Annotated in this window: 17 protein-coding genes; 10 read left to right on the top strand and 7 right to left on the bottom strand. The window is 65.6% G+C overall.

The window, feature by feature from the left end:
- Window positions 1-7: 7 nt before the first annotated feature.
- The gene (locus tag AWC25_RS15260) at window positions 8-685 is read left to right on the top strand and encodes a PaaI family thioesterase (protein ID WP_069398772.1); all 678 of its coding nucleotides are present in this window, start codon (window positions 8-10) and stop codon (window positions 683-685) included.
- On the top strand, window positions 682-1578 hold the full coding sequence (locus AWC25_RS15255; protein WP_069398773.1) for an enoyl-CoA hydratase/isomerase family protein: 897 nt from the start codon (window positions 682-684) through the stop codon (window positions 1576-1578). The genes AWC25_RS15260 and AWC25_RS15255 overlap by 4 nt, the downstream gene beginning before the upstream one ends.
- A gap of 19 nt (window positions 1579-1597) precedes the next feature.
- Here the strand turns inward: AWC25_RS15255 and AWC25_RS15250 are convergent, their stop codons facing one another.
- Entirely contained in the window at window positions 1598-2401 is an 804-nt protein-coding gene (locus AWC25_RS15250; RefSeq protein WP_069398774.1) for a TetR/AcrR family transcriptional regulator, read from the bottom strand.
- A gap of 251 nt (window positions 2402-2652) precedes the next feature.
- Here AWC25_RS15250 and AWC25_RS15245 point away from each other — a divergent pair, with 251 nt between their 5' ends.
- Window positions 2653-3450 (top strand): SDR family NAD(P)-dependent oxidoreductase, encoded by a 798-nt coding sequence (locus tag AWC25_RS15245; protein WP_069398775.1) that lies wholly within the window; start codon window positions 2653-2655, stop codon window positions 3448-3450.
- A gap of 34 nt (window positions 3451-3484) precedes the next feature.
- Window positions 3485-4489, top strand: a complete 1005-nt coding sequence (locus tag AWC25_RS15240; protein WP_069398776.1) for a dihydrodipicolinate synthase family protein — start codon at window positions 3485-3487, stop codon at window positions 4487-4489.
- A 31-nt stretch (window positions 4490-4520) separates the two neighbouring features.
- Here the strand turns inward: AWC25_RS15240 and mbp1 are convergent, their stop codons facing one another.
- Together mbp1 and AWC25_RS15230 are read right to left on the bottom strand one after the other, a co-directional pair.
- Entirely contained in the window at window positions 4521-4739 is a 219-nt protein-coding gene (gene mbp1, locus AWC25_RS15235; protein WP_069398777.1) for a microaggregate-binding protein 1, read from the bottom strand.
- Between the two features lie 109 nt (window positions 4740-4848).
- Window positions 4849-5085, bottom strand: a complete 237-nt coding sequence (locus tag AWC25_RS15230; RefSeq protein ID WP_142278860.1) for a hypothetical protein — start codon at window positions 5083-5085, stop codon at window positions 4849-4851.
- Window positions 5086-5331: 246 nt separating this feature from the next.
- On the opposite strand from AWC25_RS15230, the gene AWC25_RS15225 reads away from it, so the two are divergent.
- Genes AWC25_RS15225 through AWC25_RS15200 form a run of 6 tightly spaced genes read left to right on the top strand, consistent with a single transcriptional unit; the run spans window position 5332 to window position 12174 of the window.
- Entirely contained in the window at window positions 5332-6189 is an 858-nt protein-coding gene (locus AWC25_RS15225; protein ID WP_069398877.1) for an enoyl-CoA hydratase, read from the top strand.
- A 19-nt stretch (window positions 6190-6208) separates the two neighbouring features.
- Window positions 6209-7411, top strand: a complete 1203-nt coding sequence (locus AWC25_RS15220) for an amidohydrolase family protein (RefSeq protein WP_085167034.1) — start codon at window positions 6209-6211, stop codon at window positions 7409-7411.
- Between the two features lie 12 nt (window positions 7412-7423).
- Entirely contained in the window at window positions 7424-9079 is a 1656-nt protein-coding gene (locus AWC25_RS15215) for an acyl-CoA synthetase (protein WP_069398780.1), read from the top strand.
- Window positions 9076-9906 carry an amidohydrolase family protein gene (locus AWC25_RS15210; RefSeq protein WP_069398781.1) on the top strand — a complete coding sequence of 277 codons (831 nt, stop codon included), beginning with the start codon at window positions 9076-9078 and terminating at the stop codon, window positions 9904-9906. The genes AWC25_RS15215 and AWC25_RS15210 overlap by 4 nt, the downstream gene beginning before the upstream one ends.
- Before the next feature lie 2 nt (window positions 9907-9908).
- The gene (locus AWC25_RS15205) at window positions 9909-10967 is read left to right on the top strand and encodes an acyl-CoA dehydrogenase family protein (RefSeq protein ID WP_069398782.1); all 1059 of its coding nucleotides are present in this window, start codon (window positions 9909-9911) and stop codon (window positions 10965-10967) included.
- Between the two features lie 13 nt (window positions 10968-10980).
- Entirely contained in the window at window positions 10981-12174 is a 1194-nt protein-coding gene (locus AWC25_RS15200; RefSeq protein WP_069398783.1) for an acyl-CoA dehydrogenase family protein, read from the top strand.
- A 99-nt stretch (window positions 12175-12273) separates the two neighbouring features.
- On the opposite strand, the gene AWC25_RS15195 is transcribed toward AWC25_RS15200, so the two are convergent.
- The 4 genes from AWC25_RS15195 to AWC25_RS15180 form a co-directional block, all read right to left on the bottom strand.
- Window positions 12274-13425, bottom strand: a complete 1152-nt coding sequence (locus AWC25_RS15195) for a thiolase family protein (protein ID WP_085167033.1) — start codon at window positions 13423-13425, stop codon at window positions 12274-12276.
- Window positions 13422-14639, bottom strand: coding sequence for a CaiB/BaiF CoA transferase family protein (locus tag AWC25_RS15190; protein ID WP_069398878.1), 1218 nt, complete (start codon window positions 14637-14639; stop codon window positions 13422-13424). The genes AWC25_RS15195 and AWC25_RS15190 overlap by 4 nt, the downstream gene beginning before the upstream one ends.
- 25 nt (window positions 14640-14664) lie before the next feature.
- Window positions 14665-15888: a cytochrome P450 gene (locus AWC25_RS15185; RefSeq protein ID WP_084229132.1), complete on the bottom strand. Its 1224-nt coding sequence runs from the start codon at window positions 15886-15888 to the stop codon at window positions 14665-14667.
- A gap of 273 nt (window positions 15889-16161) precedes the next feature.
- Window positions 16162-17121: an alpha/beta fold hydrolase gene (locus AWC25_RS15180; RefSeq protein ID WP_084229133.1), complete on the bottom strand. Its 960-nt coding sequence runs from the start codon at window positions 17119-17121 to the stop codon at window positions 16162-16164.
- Window positions 17122-17477: the final 356 nt, after the last annotated feature.

Below are 17477 nucleotides of genomic sequence, written 5' to 3'. Positions count from 1 at the left end.
GAGTCGCATGACCGAAGGTGCACCGACGCGCACGGATGACCCCAAGTTCGGCGAGGTGCCCCTGCCTCAGACCGTGGCGGCCGCCGCCGCGATGCGGCGGTTGAGTTCACTGCTGGTGTCGCTGGAACATCCGCACCCGACGGTGGACGCCATGCTGGCCAAGTTCGGGGAATGGGAAGACGAGCTGACAAAGGCGGCACCGCCGGACCAGACGCCGCGCATCGGTGCGGTCGATGACGATGCGCGCCGTGTTTATCTCAATCACGCCACCGACATCGGCGCCTACAATCCGGCCTTTCCGGAGTACGAGTTCGATCACCTTGACCCCGAGGGGGCGACGGGCCGGGTCGTCTTCCCGCTGGTCTACGAGGGTCCGCCCGGACTGGTGCACGGCGGCTTTCTCGCCGTGTTCTTCGATTGCGTCATCCAGCACCACAGCTGCGTGATGGGACTGTCGGGCAAGACGCGCTCGCTGCACGTGTCGTTTCGGCGGCCGACGCCATTGCTGACCGAGCTGCGGTTCGACATCGCCCGGTCGCACGTCGAGCGTGGCATCGCATCGACGGCGCGACTGCTGCGCGCCGACGACGTGCTGTGCATCGGCAGCGTCGAAACCCTGGCGTCACAGCCGGACAAGCTGACCGGATACCGATTCGGCAGGCGGCGAAAGGAGTCCGCGAGATGACCGCCTCGCACGACGATCGGGTGCTGTTCGAGGTCGACTCCGCCCGGCGCATCGCCACGATCACGCTGAACAATCCCAAGCGGCGCAACTCTTATGACGCGACGATGCGGGAGGCCATCGGCCGCTGCCTGGATTACGCGGCCGACGACGACGACATCACGGTGGTGTTGCTGCGCGGCGCCCAAGGCGTCTTCTCCACCGGTGCCGACATGAACAACGCCTACGGCTGGTACGGGGACAAGAGCGACAAGCGCGACGGGGCCGAGGCGAGCGCCCAGCGCCGGCCGAGTCAGCGCAGGCGACTCACCGTGGACCGCAAGTCATTTGGCTTCTACCACAACTTCATGGGCTTTCCCAAGGTCACGGTGGGGGAGATCGGCGGCTATGCCCTGGGCGGCGGGTTCGAGATGGCGCTGATGACCGACATCTCGGTGATCGCCCGCGATACCAAAATCGGGATGCCGGCGACGCGTTTTTTGGGTCCGGCGCTCGGCAGCCTGCACATGTTCTTCCACCGGTTGGGGCCGGTGTTGGCCCGCCGGCTGCTGCTGACCGGCGATGTCATCGCGGCCGGCGAGATCGAGCACCTCGGAATCTTCACCGAGACCTGCGATCCCGGCGTCGTGACCGCGCGTGCCCGCTATTGGGCCGAGAAGGCGGCCAAGATGCCTGCCGACGGTGTCGTGATCGCCAAGGAGGCGTTCCGTCTCGTCGAGCAGACGCAGGCCTACAACGGCGAGGAAGTCGCGAGCTATCTATTCCACGCCTACGGCACCAACCTGCAATTCGGGCCGGATGAGTTCAACTTCGTCAAGACGCGCGCCCGGCACGGCACCAAGGAGGCGTTCCGGCTGCGTGACGAGCACTTCCACGTACCCGAACCCGAAGGCTGACAACCGGTTCTGTGGCGTGCTAGCGTTCCGCGGTCGCTTTGGAGCGGGGGGACGATTTCGTTGCCTTGCGCGGCCGGGAACCCGATTTGGCCCCCGACCTAACCTTTGCCCCCTCTTCGATCAGCCGGGCGGCGTGGTCGAGGATGCAGGTGAGGCCGTACTCGAAGTTGGTCTCGTCGGGCGCCCCGATCCGGTGCCCTATCCGGCTCACCTGGGCCAGCAGCGGCGTCTTCTCCGGGTCGATCGAGACGGCGTCCTCGATGGCGCGTGAACCGGCATCCGAGGACTGGTTCTTCTCGTAGAGCCGTTGCAAAACCACTGAGCCACGGACGTGTACGGATACCGCGGAGTAGGTGTCAAACGCGTCCTCCGGTGACAGGCCGGCCTCGACGAGATTGGCGATCGCCTTTTCCATCTCCTGGGCGCCCAGCCGGGCGGCCTTGGGGCTCAGTGCCGCGCGAATCAAAATCAGATCGCACAGAATCGGGTTGCCCATGAACGTCTTACGCATCAAGCGCGCGTGGTTGCGCAGGGTTTCGCGCCAATCGCTGGCTTGGACGTACGGCGTGGCGAACACGTACTTGCTCAGCGCGCGGTCGGTCATCGCGTTGAGCAGGTCGTCCTTCTTACGGAAATACCAGTAGATGCTCGTCACTCCGACGCCGAGGTGTTTGCCGAGCAGCGGCATGCTCAGGTTGTCGATCGAAACCTGTTCCGCGAGTTCGAATGCGCCGCTGATGATGTCGTCGGGGTTGATGGATCCGCGTTCGCGTCGCTGACGCTTATCAGCGGTTGCCTGCTTGGCCACTACGGGCACCTCCATCAAACTGTATGCTGTGCGTACGGTCTACGGCCGCGCCGCCGACTGCACCAAATCTACCGGCGTAGGTGCTCCCACCTGCACATATGTGGGCGTGTCGCCATTCGGATATGACCGTCAACCGGGCTTTCGTGCGTAGTTTCCTCTGCTACTGTAATACCTATCGTAGGCTTTTTGGTATATGAGGCTGGACGGGCAAAGGTGACCGGACGCATGCCATCGGGTAGCTCATCGAGACGGCTGCGGATCTCGCCATGGACTTAGGTCTGGCCGATGCAACGGCGGTTGTCGTCGGTGGTAGTCGTGGCATGGGTTTGGCGTCGGCCCGGTGTCTGGCCGAGGACGGTGCCCGGCTCGCGCTGGTCGGCCGGACACCGGCGTTTCTCGACGCCGCCGTGGCCGAGCTTGCCGAGCGGGGCAGCCCGGACGTCGTGGGTTTCGCCGTGGACGTCGGTGATGCCGCGGCGGTCGATCAGCTCTTCGTCGATATCGCCGACCGGTTCGACGGCGCACTCAACGTGCTCATCAATACCGTCGGGCCGGGGGCGCCGGGCGCCTTTGCCGATCTCACCGACGATCAGTGGCGCGAGGCCGTGGAGGACGGCGTGCTCGGCATGGTGCGCTGCGTGCGCGCGGCGCTTCCGTTGCTGCGCAACGCCGCCTGGGCGCGGATCGTCAACTTCTCGGCGCACTCGACGCAGCGGCAAAGCGTGCTGCTGCCCGCCTACACCGCGGCCAAGTCGATGCTGACCAGCGTCTCGAAAAACCTGTCGCTCTCGCTCGCCAAGGACGAAATCCTGGTCAACGTGGTGTCGCCGGGCAGCATTGCGTCGGAGTCGCTGGTGGGTTGGGCGATCTCGGTCGGCGTCGACGGCAGCGATCCCTATCGCCTGATGGAAGCGATCGACAAGTATTTCGGGCATCCGGCGCACCTGCCGCGTGCCGGTCTACCGGAAGAGATCGGCCCGGTGGTCGCATTCCTGGCCTCCCGCCGCAATTCCTACATGACCGGAGCCAATATCAACGTCGACGGTGGTTCGGACTTCACCTGACGTCAAATCGGTTGGCCGACAGAAGGAGTGACTTGTGGCGACAGCGGCGCAGGCGCGCACCTGGGCGCGCGGAGCATTGCGCGGCATCGGGGACTCCCTGTACACGCCGTTTCGTGGCACCGATGGCGACGACATCGACTGGGACGCGTACCGGACGCTGGTGCGTTACTGCATCGGCGACCTCGGGCATCCGATGTTGTGGTGCACCAGCGGAATCGCCGAATTCTGGTCGTTGACCATCGACGAGCGCAAGGACCTGCTGGAGGTGGCGATCGAGGAATCGCGTGCCATCAATCCCGACGTTGTGGTGCAGGCGTGCACGGCGGCGATGTCGGCGAAGGATTGTGTCGAGTTGACGCGCCACGCCCAGGAGGCGGGCGCCGACATCGCCTACATCCAAACACCGATGATGGAGGTCCACGGCGGCGACGGTGTGCTGCGGTTCTTCAAATACGTTGCGGCGCATACGGATATCGCTTTAGGCATGTTTAACTCGCCGTCCTCGGGGTACGTGCTGACCCCGGCGGAGAGCGCCCGGATCTATGCCGAGGTGCCCGCAGTGTGCGCCACCAAAGAAGGGGCGTTCCGGCCGGCGGGCAGCCGGATGCTCCACGAACTTGCGCCCGGTCTGCTGGTCTGGGAGTGCGACAAGACGGTGTACCGGGCGGGCTGGCTGCGCGACGGGATCGTGTGCCCGGCACAGCTGGGCACCGCGGGTTACCTCTTCGAAACTCCGCAGCGGCGGCTGTTCTCCGACTATTGGGATCTGGTGTTGGGAGACAAACTGCTCGAGGCCATGGATTACGCTCGCGACAACGGGCTGGATCAATTCGATCTCGACCTCGGTCCGTGGTGGACCTGCTATCCGGCGCGATCGGACTACTTCACCCACTGGGCCGGTGCCTTCAAATACGCGGCGTCGCTACTCGGTCTGCCGATCGGTGACTACCCACACTCGCGGCCTCCGCAAGCCGAACTGCCGGCCGAGGCCAAAGTCCAGATGACGGCGGCGTACCGCCGACTCGGCCTCATCACCTGAGGGATCGTGCCGAAATAGCTTGTGGATCAGGCTAATCCTGCTCGGCGCGTTCGCGCGCCTCGTGCACCTTCGCCTCGGCCCGCGCGCGCTGCGCCTGAGCCTGCGCCTTGCCGGCACTGCGCAGCGCTTCTGCCTTGTCTTGGCGCGCTTGACCTTCGGTGATCCAATCATTACGACCCGCGACCGTGCCCACGACTTCTTTGGCCTTACCGATCACGTCGTCCACGACGCCCCTGATGACGTCAACCATCGGCGCTCCCTCCTCCTGCCTGTCGGGTGGCTCCGGTTACCTCTTCCCAATGGGCGGAGGGGCAGAAACCCGGCCGGGACGTGGCGCTCGCCACATTCACCGGCAGCAATCAGTTGGCCAGCCCATTCGCCGCCGCCTTTTCCTGGACGTCCGGATTCGGCTGGGGCTGCCCGGTGTGGCGTTGATGGCGTTGCCGCCGCCGGGCCCACAGCGCCACACTCACGACGCCGCCGATCAGGGCAGCGGCGGCCAGAAACTGAATCGCGGCCCAAGTGAGCTCGACTCGCACGAGCGCCGTACGGGCCTGCCGTATCCGACGCACGGCGGCTTTGGCTGTCGACTTCACGGCTGGTCCCTTTCGCTGCGGGGTGTACACGTCCTTGGCTCCGATAACCCGCCACGCGGGCCGCTCAAACCGCGCGGCAGCGATCAGTACCCCCGACGAGGTGCGAAATTGCCTGTCTGACATGGCTTCGGGCAGCCGCCGGGACGGTTGTGGAATGCAGTACCGATAGGTATACAGTATGGGTACCACACATGGCCGAAACCCCACCGAAACCCGTAGTCAAAGCATGAGGAGGTGCCGCGGACGATGCCCGGCAGCGATGGTGCCTCCCAGGACTTTCCGGCCGGCGACGCGGTGCTCTACGAGGCCATGGACAGCGGTGTCGCCGTGGTGACCCTGAATCGCCCGGAACGTCTCAACGCGTGGGGTCCCGACATCGCCACCGGGTTCTACGCCGCGATCGACCGCGCCGACAACGATCCCGCGATCCGGGTGATCGTGTTGACCGGCCGGGGCCGGGGGTTTTGCGCCGGCGCCTACCTGGGCGGGCCGGGCGACGCCGACAAGGTCGGCAACTCCCTGGACAAGGCCGGACAGACCAACCTCGCCGAACTGGTCGGCGACCGGCCGCCCCACTTCCTGACCACGCTGCGCAAGCCGGTCGTCGCGGCGATCAACGGTTCGTGCGTGGGCATCGGGTTGACCCAGGCACTGATGTGCGACGTCCGCTTCGCCGCCGCCGGCGCCAAGTTCGGCGCCGTTTTCGCCCGCCGCGGGCTGATCGCCGAATTTGGCATCTCATGGATCCTCCCCCGGCTGACCAGCATGGGGATTGCGCTGGACCTGCTGCTGAGCGCGCGCACCTTTCTCGCCGAGGAGGCCGCCGAGCTGGGTCTGGTCAAGGAGGTCGTCGCGGCGGACGACCTGATGAAACGCGCGCTGGAATACGCCGAAAACATGGCGGCCAATTGTTCGCCCGCGTCGATGGCGGTGATCAAGCGCCAGCTGTACGCCGACACCACGCGCGACGTCGCGCAGGCGAACGGCCACTCCGAAGTCCTGGTGCAGGAGGCGATGTCACGGCCGGACGTCATCGAGGGAATCACCAGTTTCCTTCAGAAACGACGCCCGCAGTTCCCTCCGCTCAGTTCGCACGATGCCTAACACCTGGGGAAGGACGACCATGAATAGCTTGGGCTGCCACGCGATTGACGTCGACAACCATTACTACGAACCGCTCGATGCTTTCACCCGTCACCTGGACAAGGCGTTCAAGACTCGGGGTGTGCAGATGGTCACACAGGGCAAGCGCACCCTGGCCGTGATCGGGGGCCGGGTTAACCACTTTGTTCCCAACCCGACCTTCGATCCGATCATCGTGCCGGGCTGCCTGGACCTGCTGTTCCGGGGCGAGATCCCCGAGGGCGTCGATCCGGCGTCGCTGATGAAGGTCGAGCGTCTGGGCGAACACCCGGAGTATCAGAACCGCGAAGCGCGCATCGCGGTGATGGACACCCAGGACATCGAGACGGTGTTCATGCTGCCGACGTTCGCGTGCGGAGTTGAGGAGGCGCTCAAGAACGACATCGAGGCCACGATGGCGTCGGTGCACGCGTTCAACCTGTGGCTCGACGAGGACTGGGGCTTCGACCGGCCCGATCACCGGATCATCGGCGCGCCCATCATCTCACTCGCCGATCCCGACAAGGCGCTCGAGGAGGTCGAGTTCGTGCTGGGCCGTGGCGCCAAACTGGTGCTGGTGCGGCCGGCGCCGGTGCCCGGGCTGGTCAAGCCACGCTCGCTCGGGCACCGAAGCCACGACCCGGTGTGGGCGCGGCTGGCCGAGGCCGGCGTCCCGGTCGGATTCCACCTGTCCGACAGCGGTTATCTGCACATCGCGGCGGCGTGGGGCGACAAGGCGACATTCGAGGGGTTCGGCGCCAAGGACCCGCTCGACAACGTGCTGCTCGACGACCGCGCCATCCACGACACAATGGCCTCGATGATCGTGCACGGGGTGTTCACCCGCCACCCGAAACTCAAGGCGGTCAGCATCGAAAACGGGTCGTACTTCGTCCACCGGCTGATCAAGCGACTGAAGAAGGCGGCCAACACCCAGCCGCGCGAGTTCCCCGAGGATCCGGTGGAGCAGTTGCGCAACAACGTCTGGATCGCTCCCTACTACGAGGACGATCTGCCGGAGCTGGCCGAGGTCATCGGCGTGGACAAGATCCTGTTCGGCTCCGACTGGCCGCACGGCGAAGGGCTAGAGTCGCCGGTGTCGTTCGCCGATGAACTCAGCGACTTCAGCGCATCGGAGGTCCGAAAAATTATGCGCGACAACGCGTTAGACCTTCTCGGCGTGAAGACGACAGTAGCGGTCTAGGCGGCGCGACCCGTGAGCGAATGGACTGTTGGCGCGGCTTTCGACGCCATCGCCGACGTCATCGGTGACCGCGTGATGAGCGTGTGTGGGTCGCGCCGTAGCACCTTCGCCGAGGCGGCGCGCCGAACCAGTCGATTGGCAAACTTCCTCAGCGCCAGGGGTTTCGGGGTGCAGCACGAGCGACACACGCTGAATCGCTGGGAGTGCGGCCAGGACCGCGTCGCCTTGCTGATGTTCAACGACCTGTACCCGGACGCCGTGATCGCATGCCTGAAGGCCCGCGTCGTCCCGGTCAACGTGAACTACGGCTATTCGCCGCTGGAGATCGCTGAACTGTTTTCCTACGTGCGGCCCCGCGGTGTCATCTACCACCGCTCACTCGGCGCTCGCTGTGCCGATGTGCTGTCGGCGGCGGGCATCGAGTTGCTCATCTCGGTCGACGACGGCGGAGACGACGCCGAACTGCCGGGTGCGGTACCGCTGAACGACGCGATAGCACAAGGGGGTTCCGGTGACCCCGCGCCCGGCTCGCCGGACGACCTGATCATGATGTGCACAGGCGGCACCACCGGCCGGCCCAAGGGTGTGCTTTGGCGGCAAAGTGATATGTATGTCGCGTCGATGGTGGGCGCCGACCACGCCGGCGTCGACGAAATCCATGCCAAGGTGCGCGCTGGCGGACCGCCATGGTTCGCGGTCTCGCCGCTGATGCATGCCGCCGGCCTGTGGACCGCCTTCTCGGCGATCATGAACGGGTTGACCGTGGTGCTGTACGACGGCCGCGGCAAGCTGGATGCGCGCGCGGTCTGGCAGACCGCCGAGCGTGAGCGAGTGGGCATGATGACGATGGTGGGCGATGCCTACGCCGGCCCGCTGGTCGCCGAGTTGCACCGAGGCAGTTACGATTTGTCCTCCCTGAACGCGATCGGGACAGGCGGGGCCGCAACGAACCCGAAGTTCAAGGCCGCGCTGATGGAAAAGATCCCGCAGCTCACCATCATCGACGGGTACGGCTCGTCGGAATCCGGCAACATGGGTTTCGGGCACAGCCAGCGCGGCCGGCAGAGCGAGACGTTCGCGCTGCGCGACGGTGGAGCGGTGGTGTCGGCGGATCGCACCAGGTTCCTGCGACCGGGTGACCCGGAGATCGGCTGGGTGGCCAGGAGCGGGCGAATCCCGCTCGGCTATTTCGACGACCGCGATGCCACCGAGCGAACCTTCCCCGAAATCGGCGGCACCCGGGTGGTGATCCCCGGCGATCGGGCCAGCATCGAGAAGGACGGCACCCTGCGCCTGTACGGCCGCGACTCCCTGGTGGTGAACACCGGCGGTGAAAAGGTTTTCGTCGAAGAGGTCGAAGAGGTACTGCGCGCCCACCCGGGTGTCGCCGACGCGTTGGTGGTGGGACGGCCCAGCGACCGGTGGGGCCAGGAAGTCGTGGCGCTGATCGCATCGGCTCCCGGCGCCCGCGCGGTCGCGGAGGCGGAACTTGCGGCGCTGTGCAAGTCGCGGCTGGCCCCCTTCAAAGCGCCCAAGGCGATCCTCTTCGTCGACCGGGTGCGGCGACTCGGCAACGGCAAGCCTGACTATCGGTGGGCCAAACGGGCGGCGACAGAACAGCTTTCGGAAACCGTGCTGACCGGCGCCGAGGCGGAGGGGCCCCGATGACCGACAAGGCGATCGACTGCTTGGTCAACGTCCATTTCGGCGAGGCCGACTCGCAGCCCGGGTGGATGCTCAAGGTTCGCGACGATTACTTCAAGGGCCCGCAGTCGATGTTCGCACCGGTCGATATGTCGGAGCTGCTCGAGGAGATGGACGCCCACGGCGTGCACCGCGCGATCCTGATGGATAATCTGGCCAGCCCGTCGACCACCGCCCGCAAGTTCGTCGAAGCCAGGCCGGACCGGTTCGCGTTGGCGATGGGGGGAGTCAACTTGTTGCGCCCGGTGGGGCCGCTGCGCGAGCTGAGTGCCGTCATCGCCGACCTACCCGTCGCCTACGCCGTAGTGGGGCCGAGCTTTTGGGGCGATGGGCAGTATCCGCCCAGCGACGCTGTGTACTACCCGCTCTACGCCAAATGCGCGGAGCTGGGCCTGCCCTTGTGTGTCAACACCGGAATTCCCGGCCCGCCGATCCCCGGCGAAGTACAAAATCCCATTCACCTCGACCGTGTGTGCGTCCGGTTCCCGGAACTGAAGCTGTGCATGATCCACGGCGCCGATCCGTGGTGGGACGTGGCGATCCGGCTGATGCTGAAATACGCGAATCTGCGGCTGATGACGTCGGCCTGGTCACCCAAGCGGTTACCGGAGAGCCTGCTGCACTACATGCGCACCCGCGGACCGAACAAAATCATCTATGCATCGGATTGGCCGGTGTTGCGGATGCATCGCGTGCTGCCGGAGGCACGCGCTCTCGACCTGCCGCCCGAGGTGTTGGACAACTACCTCTACCACAATGCACAGGAATTCTTCTTCGGACAGGAGCGCTGACCATGGACCGCTACGAACTTCGCAGGTTGGACTACAGCCTGTCCGATGACCATGTGGACCTGCAGAACGCCTACAAGCAGTTCTTCAAGACGCATTGCCCCATCGAAACAGTGCGCGCGGCAGAGCCTTCCGGGTTCGACAAGAACCTGTGGGAACGGTTGTGCGCGATGGGCGCGACCACGATGGCGTTGCCAGAGTCCACCGGCGGCGACGGCGCGACGCTGGTCGATCTCACGTTGGTCGCCGAGGAGATCGGGCGATCATTGGCGCCGGTGCCGTGGATCGACCACGTGTGCGCGGCACGGCTGCTGGGCCGGCTGGGCGCACTCGATGCCGACACCGCCGGTGTCGCCGACGGCGAGCAGCTCGCCGGCATCGACGCGCGGTTCGACGCGGCGCCGGGCCCGCGGCTGATTCCGACCGGATCGATCGCCGACCACATCGTCGTCCGCGACGGCGACGAGGTGGTGCGGCTGACCTTCGGGACCCGCCCGGCCAAAGTCGACAACCTGGGCCGGTTGCCGATGGCCTGGGTCGATCCGAGCACCGCCGACACCCGCACGGTCATCGCGCAAGGGCCCGAAGCGCTGGCGAATTACGAACTCGCGCTGGATGAGTGGCGACTGCTGACCGCGGCGGCCCTGGTGGGACTGGTGGAGGAGACCATGACGATCGCGGCCGAGTTCGCCAAGACCCGTTACACACTGGGTGTCCCGATCTCGACGCTGCAGGCCATTTCGCATCCGCTGGCCAACATGGCGATCACCGTGCAGGGCGGGCGCAACCTGGCCCGGCGGGCGGCCTGGTTTCTCGACAACGAACCGGGTGAACGCGGCGAGTTGGCGCCGTCGGCGTTCGTGTTCATGGCCGAGGAGGCGGCCAAGGCGGCCACCATGGCCGTGCACATCCAAGGCGGACTTGGCGTTTCGGCCGAAGCGGCGGCGACGGCATACCTGGTGCGTGCCCGGGGGTGGCCGCTGGCGGCGGGGGATCCGGGTGCGACGGCCAAGCGGGTCGCCGAGATCGTGACGGCCCGCGAGAGCGCCGCAGCGGCCGTCTAGGACAGGAGCAAACATGGACTTCTCCCAGGTGGAGCTCTCCGATGAGGACAGGGCGTTTCGCGACGAAGCCCGCGAATTCTTGCAAACCCAGGTGACCGACGAGGTGCGGCGCCGCGACCGGGAGACCGGTGACAATTTCGACGAGGGCGTGCACTTGGCTCTTGGTGCGGCCGGTTATCTCGCGCTGGAATGGAAGCCGGAATCCGACGGCGGATTCAGCCGGGTGCGCCGGCGCATCTGGGAACTCGAGAAGCGTCGCGCCCACGTGCCGTGGGTGACTTGGGGGACGACCGCCATGGTGGCGCGGTCGGTGGCCAAGTTCGGCTCGGCGGAGCTGCAGGCCGAGGTGATGCCGAAGGTCTTCACCGGCGAGGTTCGCCTGTGCCTCGGCTACACCGAGCCCGAAGGCGGCTCCGACATCGCCACCTGCAAGACCCGCGCCGTGCGCGACGGTGATGGTTGGGTGATCAACGGCTCGAAGATGTTCACCACCGGCGCGCACAACTGCCAGTACGTCTTCCTGATCACCAACACCGCCCCGGATGCGCCAAAGCACAAGAGCCTGACCATGTTCCTAGTGCCCCTGGATTCCCCGGGCGTCGAGATCCAGGGCATCCGCACCGTGGACGGCGACCGGACCAACATCGTCTACTACAGCGATGTACGCGTCGACGACAAGTATCGGCTCGGCGAGGTGAACGCGGGCTGGACCGTGCTGCGTGAGCCGCTCAACACCGAGCACGGCGCCGTCGCGGCCGCACCCGACGGCTTGCAGGACACCTCGATCATGATGCACCAGGCGGGTTCGATGGCCACCGCGGTCGACAACGCCGTGGCGGCCGTGACGAGACCGGACCCCAACGGGCGCAGGCTTATCGACGACGAATCGGTGGCATATCGGCTGGGTCGTTGCGTCGCTCGGCTGGAGGCGGCGTTGTCGTCGCCGAACATTTACGGCCGCGTCGCCATTGCCCAGACGATGCGTGACATCTCCCCGGACCTGATGGACATCCACGGCGCCGCGTCGGCCCTGCCCTTCGGCACCGACGGGGCCGCCGATGACGGCAGCGCCGAATACGTCTATCGCTTCGCGCCGCTGGTGGGGATCTACGGCGGGACCCTCGAGGTGTTCCGCAACATGATCGGCCAGTACATGCTCGGGCTGGGAAAGCCCAGCTACTCGGCGCCGGAGCAGAAGGTCTCCTGACCCCTCAACCCTGCGCCGAACGTGCTCTGCTGGCGGTGTTTTCGGCGTGTCGTCGCCACGATTGCACGTTCGGCATCAAAGCGCCATCGATTGGTCCCGTCAGGTCGTCAAGATGGTCGCCGCGGCGGTGCCGGGGGCGCCGTACAACTGAGTGAAACCCACCTTTGGATTCCCAGGCACCTGGCGTTCGCCCGCTTCACCGCGCAGCTGGCGCACGATTTCGTGAATCTGCCGCAACCCGGAGGCGCCGATCGGCTCGCCGTTGGCGATCAGCCCGCCGTCGGTGTTGACCGGCATCGAGCCGCTGATCTCGGTGGCGCCGTCGGCCAGCAACTTCTCCTGGTCGCCGTGCGCGCAGAAGCCGCACTCGGCCAGGTGGATGATCTCGGCGCCGGCGTCGGTGTCCTGCAGTTGGATCACACCCACGTCGCCGGGGGCCACGCCGGCCTTCTCGAACGCGGCGCGGGCGGCGTAAACCGTTGGTGCCACGTCTTCCTCGATCGGGGCGAAGGTGGTGTTGACCTCGTACGCACCGTACCGGCGGGTGCGGACCTCCACCGCCCGCAGATAGACCGGTTTGGCGGTGTAGCGGTGCGCGATGTCGGCCCGGCACATCACCGCCGTCGCGGCGCCTTCGTCGGGCGCACAGAACATGTACTGCGTCAGCGGGTAATTGAGCATCGCCGAGTTGAGGATGTCCTCTTCGGAGATCGGTTTGCGGCGGAACGCATTCGGGTTCAGCGCACCATTGCGGAAGTTCTTGGCGGCCACCTTGGCGAGGGTCTGCTGGGAGATGTTGTTCTCGTGCAGGTAGCGGTTGGCTTTCATGCCGAAAAACTGGGTGGTCAGGTATTGGCCGTTTTCCGCATACCAGCGCGGCATGCCCACCAGCGCCGGATCCTCGGTGAATGCTCCGCGCGGATGCTTGTCCAGGCCGATTGCGATGCCGATGTCGTAGTCGCCCAACCGAATTCCGTCGGCGCAAGCCTTGACCGCACTGGCCGCGGTCGCGCACGCATTGAACACGTTGGTGAACGGGATCCCGGTCAGGCCGACCATGCCGACGATCGCGTCCGGATTGGCCACCGTCCAACTCCCGCCAGTGGCGAACTGGACGTCTCGCCACTGGATGCCGGCGTCGGCGACCGCGGCCAGGATGGCGTCGACGCCCATCTGCATCGCCGACTTGCCCTCGAAGCGGCCGAACGGATGCAGACCAACCCCGATGATGGCGACGTCGTTGCTCGTCACGCAATGGCCCCCGATTGCTTGAGCTCTTCGATCCGGTCCCAGTCCATGCCGAGCTCCATCAGCACGAGCTCGGTGTGCTCGGACGCTTGCGGCGCGCCGGTAGTTTGCAGCGGCTCATGGTTGAACTGCACCGGGCCGCGCACCACCTTGAACGGTTTGCCCCCGCTGGCCAGCTCGACTTCGGCGATCATGTCGTTGGCGAGGGCCTGTTCGTCATGGGCCAGGTCCAGCAGACTCTGGAACGGCGCCCACTGGCCCTGCATCGTTTTGAGGTGCTCGCGCCAATAGTCGAACGGCTTGGCTGCGACGGCTTTCGAGATGAGTTCGGCGGCCGCGCCGGCGTTTTGGATCAGCGGGAGGACGTCGGAGAAACGCGGGTCGTCGGCGGCCTCGGGAATACCGAGATGTTCGAAGGTGTCCCGGATCAGGCCCGTCGGGCTGATGATGCACAGATTGATGGTGCCGCCGTCGGACGTCTCGTAGTTGCCCATGAACGGATTCACCGACATGGCGGTGGCGGTCCCGGGCATCGGCGTGCGCATGACCTCCCCGGTCTCCATGCCTTGGGTCATGCTGGCCCCGGCCGCCCACCAGGCGGTACTCAACAGCGACACGTCCAGTTCGACGGCCTCCCCGGTGCGCTCCCGGTGCAGCAGTGCCGCCGAGATGCCGCCCGCGATGAACATGCCGCCGATCGAATCGCCGAACGCGGGAATGCCTTGTCCCAGCGCGCCGCCCAGCTCCTCGGGGGTCAGCGCATACCCGATACCGCTGCGAGTCCAGAACGCCGTCCCGTCGTAGCCCCCGACGTCGCGTTCGGGGCCCTTGTCGCCATAGGCCGAACCGCGGGCGTAGACGATGTTCGGGTTCACCGCGCGGATGTGCTCGACGTCGAATTTGTTCTTTTGCCGCTGGGCGGGCTTGTAGTTGGTCAAGAACACGTCCGAGGTCTTGGCCAGTTCGTAGATGACCTCCTGACCGCCGGGCGTGGACACGTCGATCCCGACGCTGCGCTTGCCCCGATTGGGGTGCTCCATCAACGGGTGCCGGTCCGGGTCGACCTGAATGCCGCCCATGTTGAGGAATCCTCGCTGCGTGTCCCCGCGTGTCGGGTGTTCGACCTTGATGACGTCGGCGCCCCAATCTGCCAGGATCGCGCCCGCCGCAGGCACGAACGTGAACTGCGCAACCTCGAGGACGCGAAAACCCTGCATTACCTTGACCATTGGGCATCAACTCCTATTTGGCGTCGAACGTCACCGGAAGCGCCGTCGGCGAACGGAAGGGCTGTCCGTGAATATGCGGGTCGTCATCGGTGAGCAGGGTGAAGTTGGTCAGCCGGCTCAGCAGGCATTCGACCGCGACGCGGGTCTCCAGCCGCGCCAGGTGCAGCCCCAGGCAGGTGTGCTCGCCGGCCGCGAAGGAGATGTGCGGAACGGCCTTGCGGAAGATGTCGAATTCTTCCGCCCGCTCCCAGCGCTTTTCGTCACGGTTGGCCGATCCGATGCACACGCCGACCACCGAGCGTGCCGGGATCGTCACGCCTTCCAGCTCGACGTCTTCGGTGGTGAACCGTTGCACGGTGGTCAGCGGCGTCTCGAAGCGCAGGCCTTCCTCGATCGCCTGGCCGATCAGCCCGTGGTCGGCTTGCACCGCGGCGAACTGCTCGGGATGGGTGAGCAACAGGTAGAGCAGGTTGCCCGAGGACCGGTAGGTGGTTTCCAGCCCGGCGGGCAGCAGCAGCCGCAAGAACGAATAGATGGCCTCGTCGCTGAGCCTTTCGCCGTCGATCTCGGCGGTGACCAGATCGCCGATGATGTCCTGCGTGGGCCTGGACTTGCGTCGCTCGATCTGTTCGATGAAGTAATCCTTCAGCGCCGCCGACGCTTCGAGAGCCGTCTCGTAGTCGATGTGGTAGCTGATCAGTTGCACGGCCCGCTTGCGGAACACCGGCAGATCTTGGCCGGGCAGCCCCAACAGCCGGGCGATGACGCGGGTGGGGAATTCGAACGTGAAGTTGCGGATCAGGTCCGCGTGGCCGGTCTCGATGAATTCGTCGATCAGTGCGTTGCAGACCGGGCGGACGATGGTCGGCTCCCACTGGGCCAGTGCCTTGGACTTGAACGCCGCCGATACCAGGTTGCGGTGGTCGCGGTGTGTCTTGCCCTCCATCGCCAGGATGGTCGGACCGATGAACAGGCCGATGGTCTTGTCGTACGGTTTGGAGCTGAACACCCGGCCGTCGCGAAAGACGGTGTTGACGGCGTGGAACGACACCGCAGAGTACTCGTTCTCGGGGCGCAGCGACTCGGGTGTCTTGGTGTAGTCCATGACCGTTCCGCGGAACACACCGGACCGGCGACGCCGGTAGGCGAAGTACGGGTAGGGGTCACGCAGATCGACGGTGCGGTCGCCGGGGGTGTGAACGTCGGTCGTCACTGGATCTCCAGCACTCTCTTCCATCGCGGCGCGGACGGGCAGGCCTTACGCAAGATCGTACTGTAATTATTACAGTAGACAATATGGGCCTGTCGCGGGCGTAGCCGCCTCGGATGCGGCACCCATCCGGGTGGGTTGTCGAGAAGTTGCAGGTGCTCGCGACGACGAGCCCGGTCAGTGCTTTGAATATCTGACCCGCGCCGCGCGGGGTCGCCGCATCCGCGCGGGCGCGAGCGGCTTGCGGCACGGCGTTCGTGGCTACGCAGCCCTTAGTGCCGCGCCGCAGACCCGCCGGGGTCAGGCGGAAAAAAAGTTCACTAGTGCGGCGGTGGTCTCGTCGGGCAGCGCTTCAGGGAAGAAGTGTCCTGATGGCATCGTCATCGCCGTGACCGTCGCGGCGCATTGGGCCTGCCAGAGGGCATGCGCATCGAAAAGGCGGTGCACCACTCCGTCTTCGGCGATCAGGACCTGTGTGTCGCAGCCGATTCGATGCCCGGAGTCACGACTGTGCTGGCCGTGTTCGAGGTCGATGCCCGCGCTGGCCCGGTAGTCCTCGGCGGTGCTGTGCAGCGCTTCTGGTACGCAAAAAGCGCGATCGTATTCGGCGACCACGTCGCGTTCCAGAAAGTCGCCGTTCCCGCCGGAGAATTGTCGCAGCACGAGGGCCAAGTAGGCGGCCGGGTTGCCTCCGATGAGAACCTCAGGCAGCGGGGTGGCCTGGATGAGCAGGAACCAGTGAAAGTAGGCTTTCGCGAAATCTTTGCTGGTGGCGTCGTACATGTCGAGCGTTGGCGCGACGTCCAACAGTGACAGCTTCCGGACACGGTGCGGGTGATCTAGCGCCAGGCGTGCCGCGACGCGCGCGCCGCGGTCGTGCCCGCAAAGGTAGAACGAGTCTCGCCCGAGTTGGTCCATGTCCGCGACGAGGTCGTTGGCCATGGTCCGCTTGCTGTAGTTGCTGTGATCGGGTAACCCGACCGGCTTGGCGGAGGCGCCATAGCCGCGCAAGTCGGGCATGACAATGAAGTAGCGGTCCTGGAGCCGCCGCGCGATGTGGCGCCACATTAGGTGCGTCTCGGGATAGCCGTGCACCAGTAGCAGTGCATGGCCGTCGGGGTTGCCACCCCAGCGTGCGTAGATGGAAGTTCCGTCGTTATCGAAGATTCCAGCGTCGAACCCTCGGAACCAACGCGAGTCTGGCTGTGTGACAGTACATTTCGACTGTCTGCGACCCTCGCATGGGGAGTTAGCGGCCATGTTGACCGCGGCTCAACGGGTGCGCTCTCAGGACGACGGCCCTTTGTGGATCCAGCTGCGGCGTTCTTCCAACTCGGACTCGACTGGGTGGTAAAGCCGGCGATGTCGTATGGAACAACAATTCCTCCATTCCGCGCACCAGCGCCCTTCTAATCGACGTAATCGACGTAATCGACGTGATCGACGCGTCCCGCGACGGTGCCACCACGAAAGGGGTTTATCAGGAACCGGTCTCGATTCACCGGTCATCGTAAGAGCCGCCACCGAAAGCTGCTCACTCACCGGCTGAAATCGAGCGCTGTCAACTCAGTTTCGCCGTGATGTCACCGCCTAGTTCGTCAGCTCGCGTCGCGGGG

It is taken from the genome of Mycobacterium sherrisii (assembly GCF_002102355.1).
Taxonomy (GTDB): domain Bacteria; phylum Actinomycetota; class Actinomycetes; order Mycobacteriales; family Mycobacteriaceae; genus Mycobacterium; species Mycobacterium sherrisii.
This window is presented reverse-complemented; position numbering and strand designations above follow the sequence as displayed.

Bases quoted from the DNA above. Each gene is read 5' to 3' on its own strand.
- AWC25_RS15225 (WP_069398877.1), top strand. From the start codon at position 5,332: ATGCCCGGCAGCGATGGTGCCTCCCAGGACTTTCCGGCCGGCGACGCG.
- AWC25_RS15200 (WP_069398783.1), top strand. From the start codon at position 10,981: ATGGACTTCTCCCAGGTGGAGCTCTCCGATGAGGACAGGGCGTTTCGC.
- AWC25_RS15190 (WP_069398878.1), bottom strand. From the start codon at position 14,639: ATGCAGGGTTTTCGCGTCCTCGAGGTTGCGCAGTTCACGTTCGTGCCT.
- mbp1 (WP_069398777.1), bottom strand. From the start codon at position 4,739: ATGGTTGACGTCATCAGGGGCGTCGTGGACGACGTGATCGGTAAGGCC.
- AWC25_RS15210 (WP_069398781.1), top strand. From the start codon at position 9,076: ATGACCGACAAGGCGATCGACTGCTTGGTCAACGTCCATTTCGGCGAG.
- AWC25_RS15185 (WP_084229132.1), bottom strand. From the start codon at position 15,888: ATGGAAGAGAGTGCTGGAGATCCAGTGACGACCGACGTTCACACCCCC.
- AWC25_RS15245 (WP_069398775.1), top strand. From the start codon at position 2,653: ATGGACTTAGGTCTGGCCGATGCAACGGCGGTTGTCGTCGGTGGTAGT.
- AWC25_RS15250 (WP_069398774.1), bottom strand. From the start codon at position 2,401: ATGGAGGTGCCCGTAGTGGCCAAGCAGGCAACCGCTGATAAGCGTCAG.
- AWC25_RS15180 (WP_084229133.1), bottom strand. From the start codon at position 17,121: ATGGCCGCTAACTCCCCATGCGAGGGTCGCAGACAGTCGAAATGTACT.
- AWC25_RS15260 (WP_069398772.1), top strand. From the start codon at position 8: ATGACCGAAGGTGCACCGACGCGCACGGATGACCCCAAGTTCGGCGAG.
- AWC25_RS15255 (WP_069398773.1), top strand. From the start codon at position 682: ATGACCGCCTCGCACGACGATCGGGTGCTGTTCGAGGTCGACTCCGCC.
- AWC25_RS15205 (WP_069398782.1), top strand. From the start codon at position 9,909: ATGGACCGCTACGAACTTCGCAGGTTGGACTACAGCCTGTCCGATGAC.
- AWC25_RS15220 (WP_085167034.1), top strand. From the start codon at position 6,209: ATGAATAGCTTGGGCTGCCACGCGATTGACGTCGACAACCATTACTAC.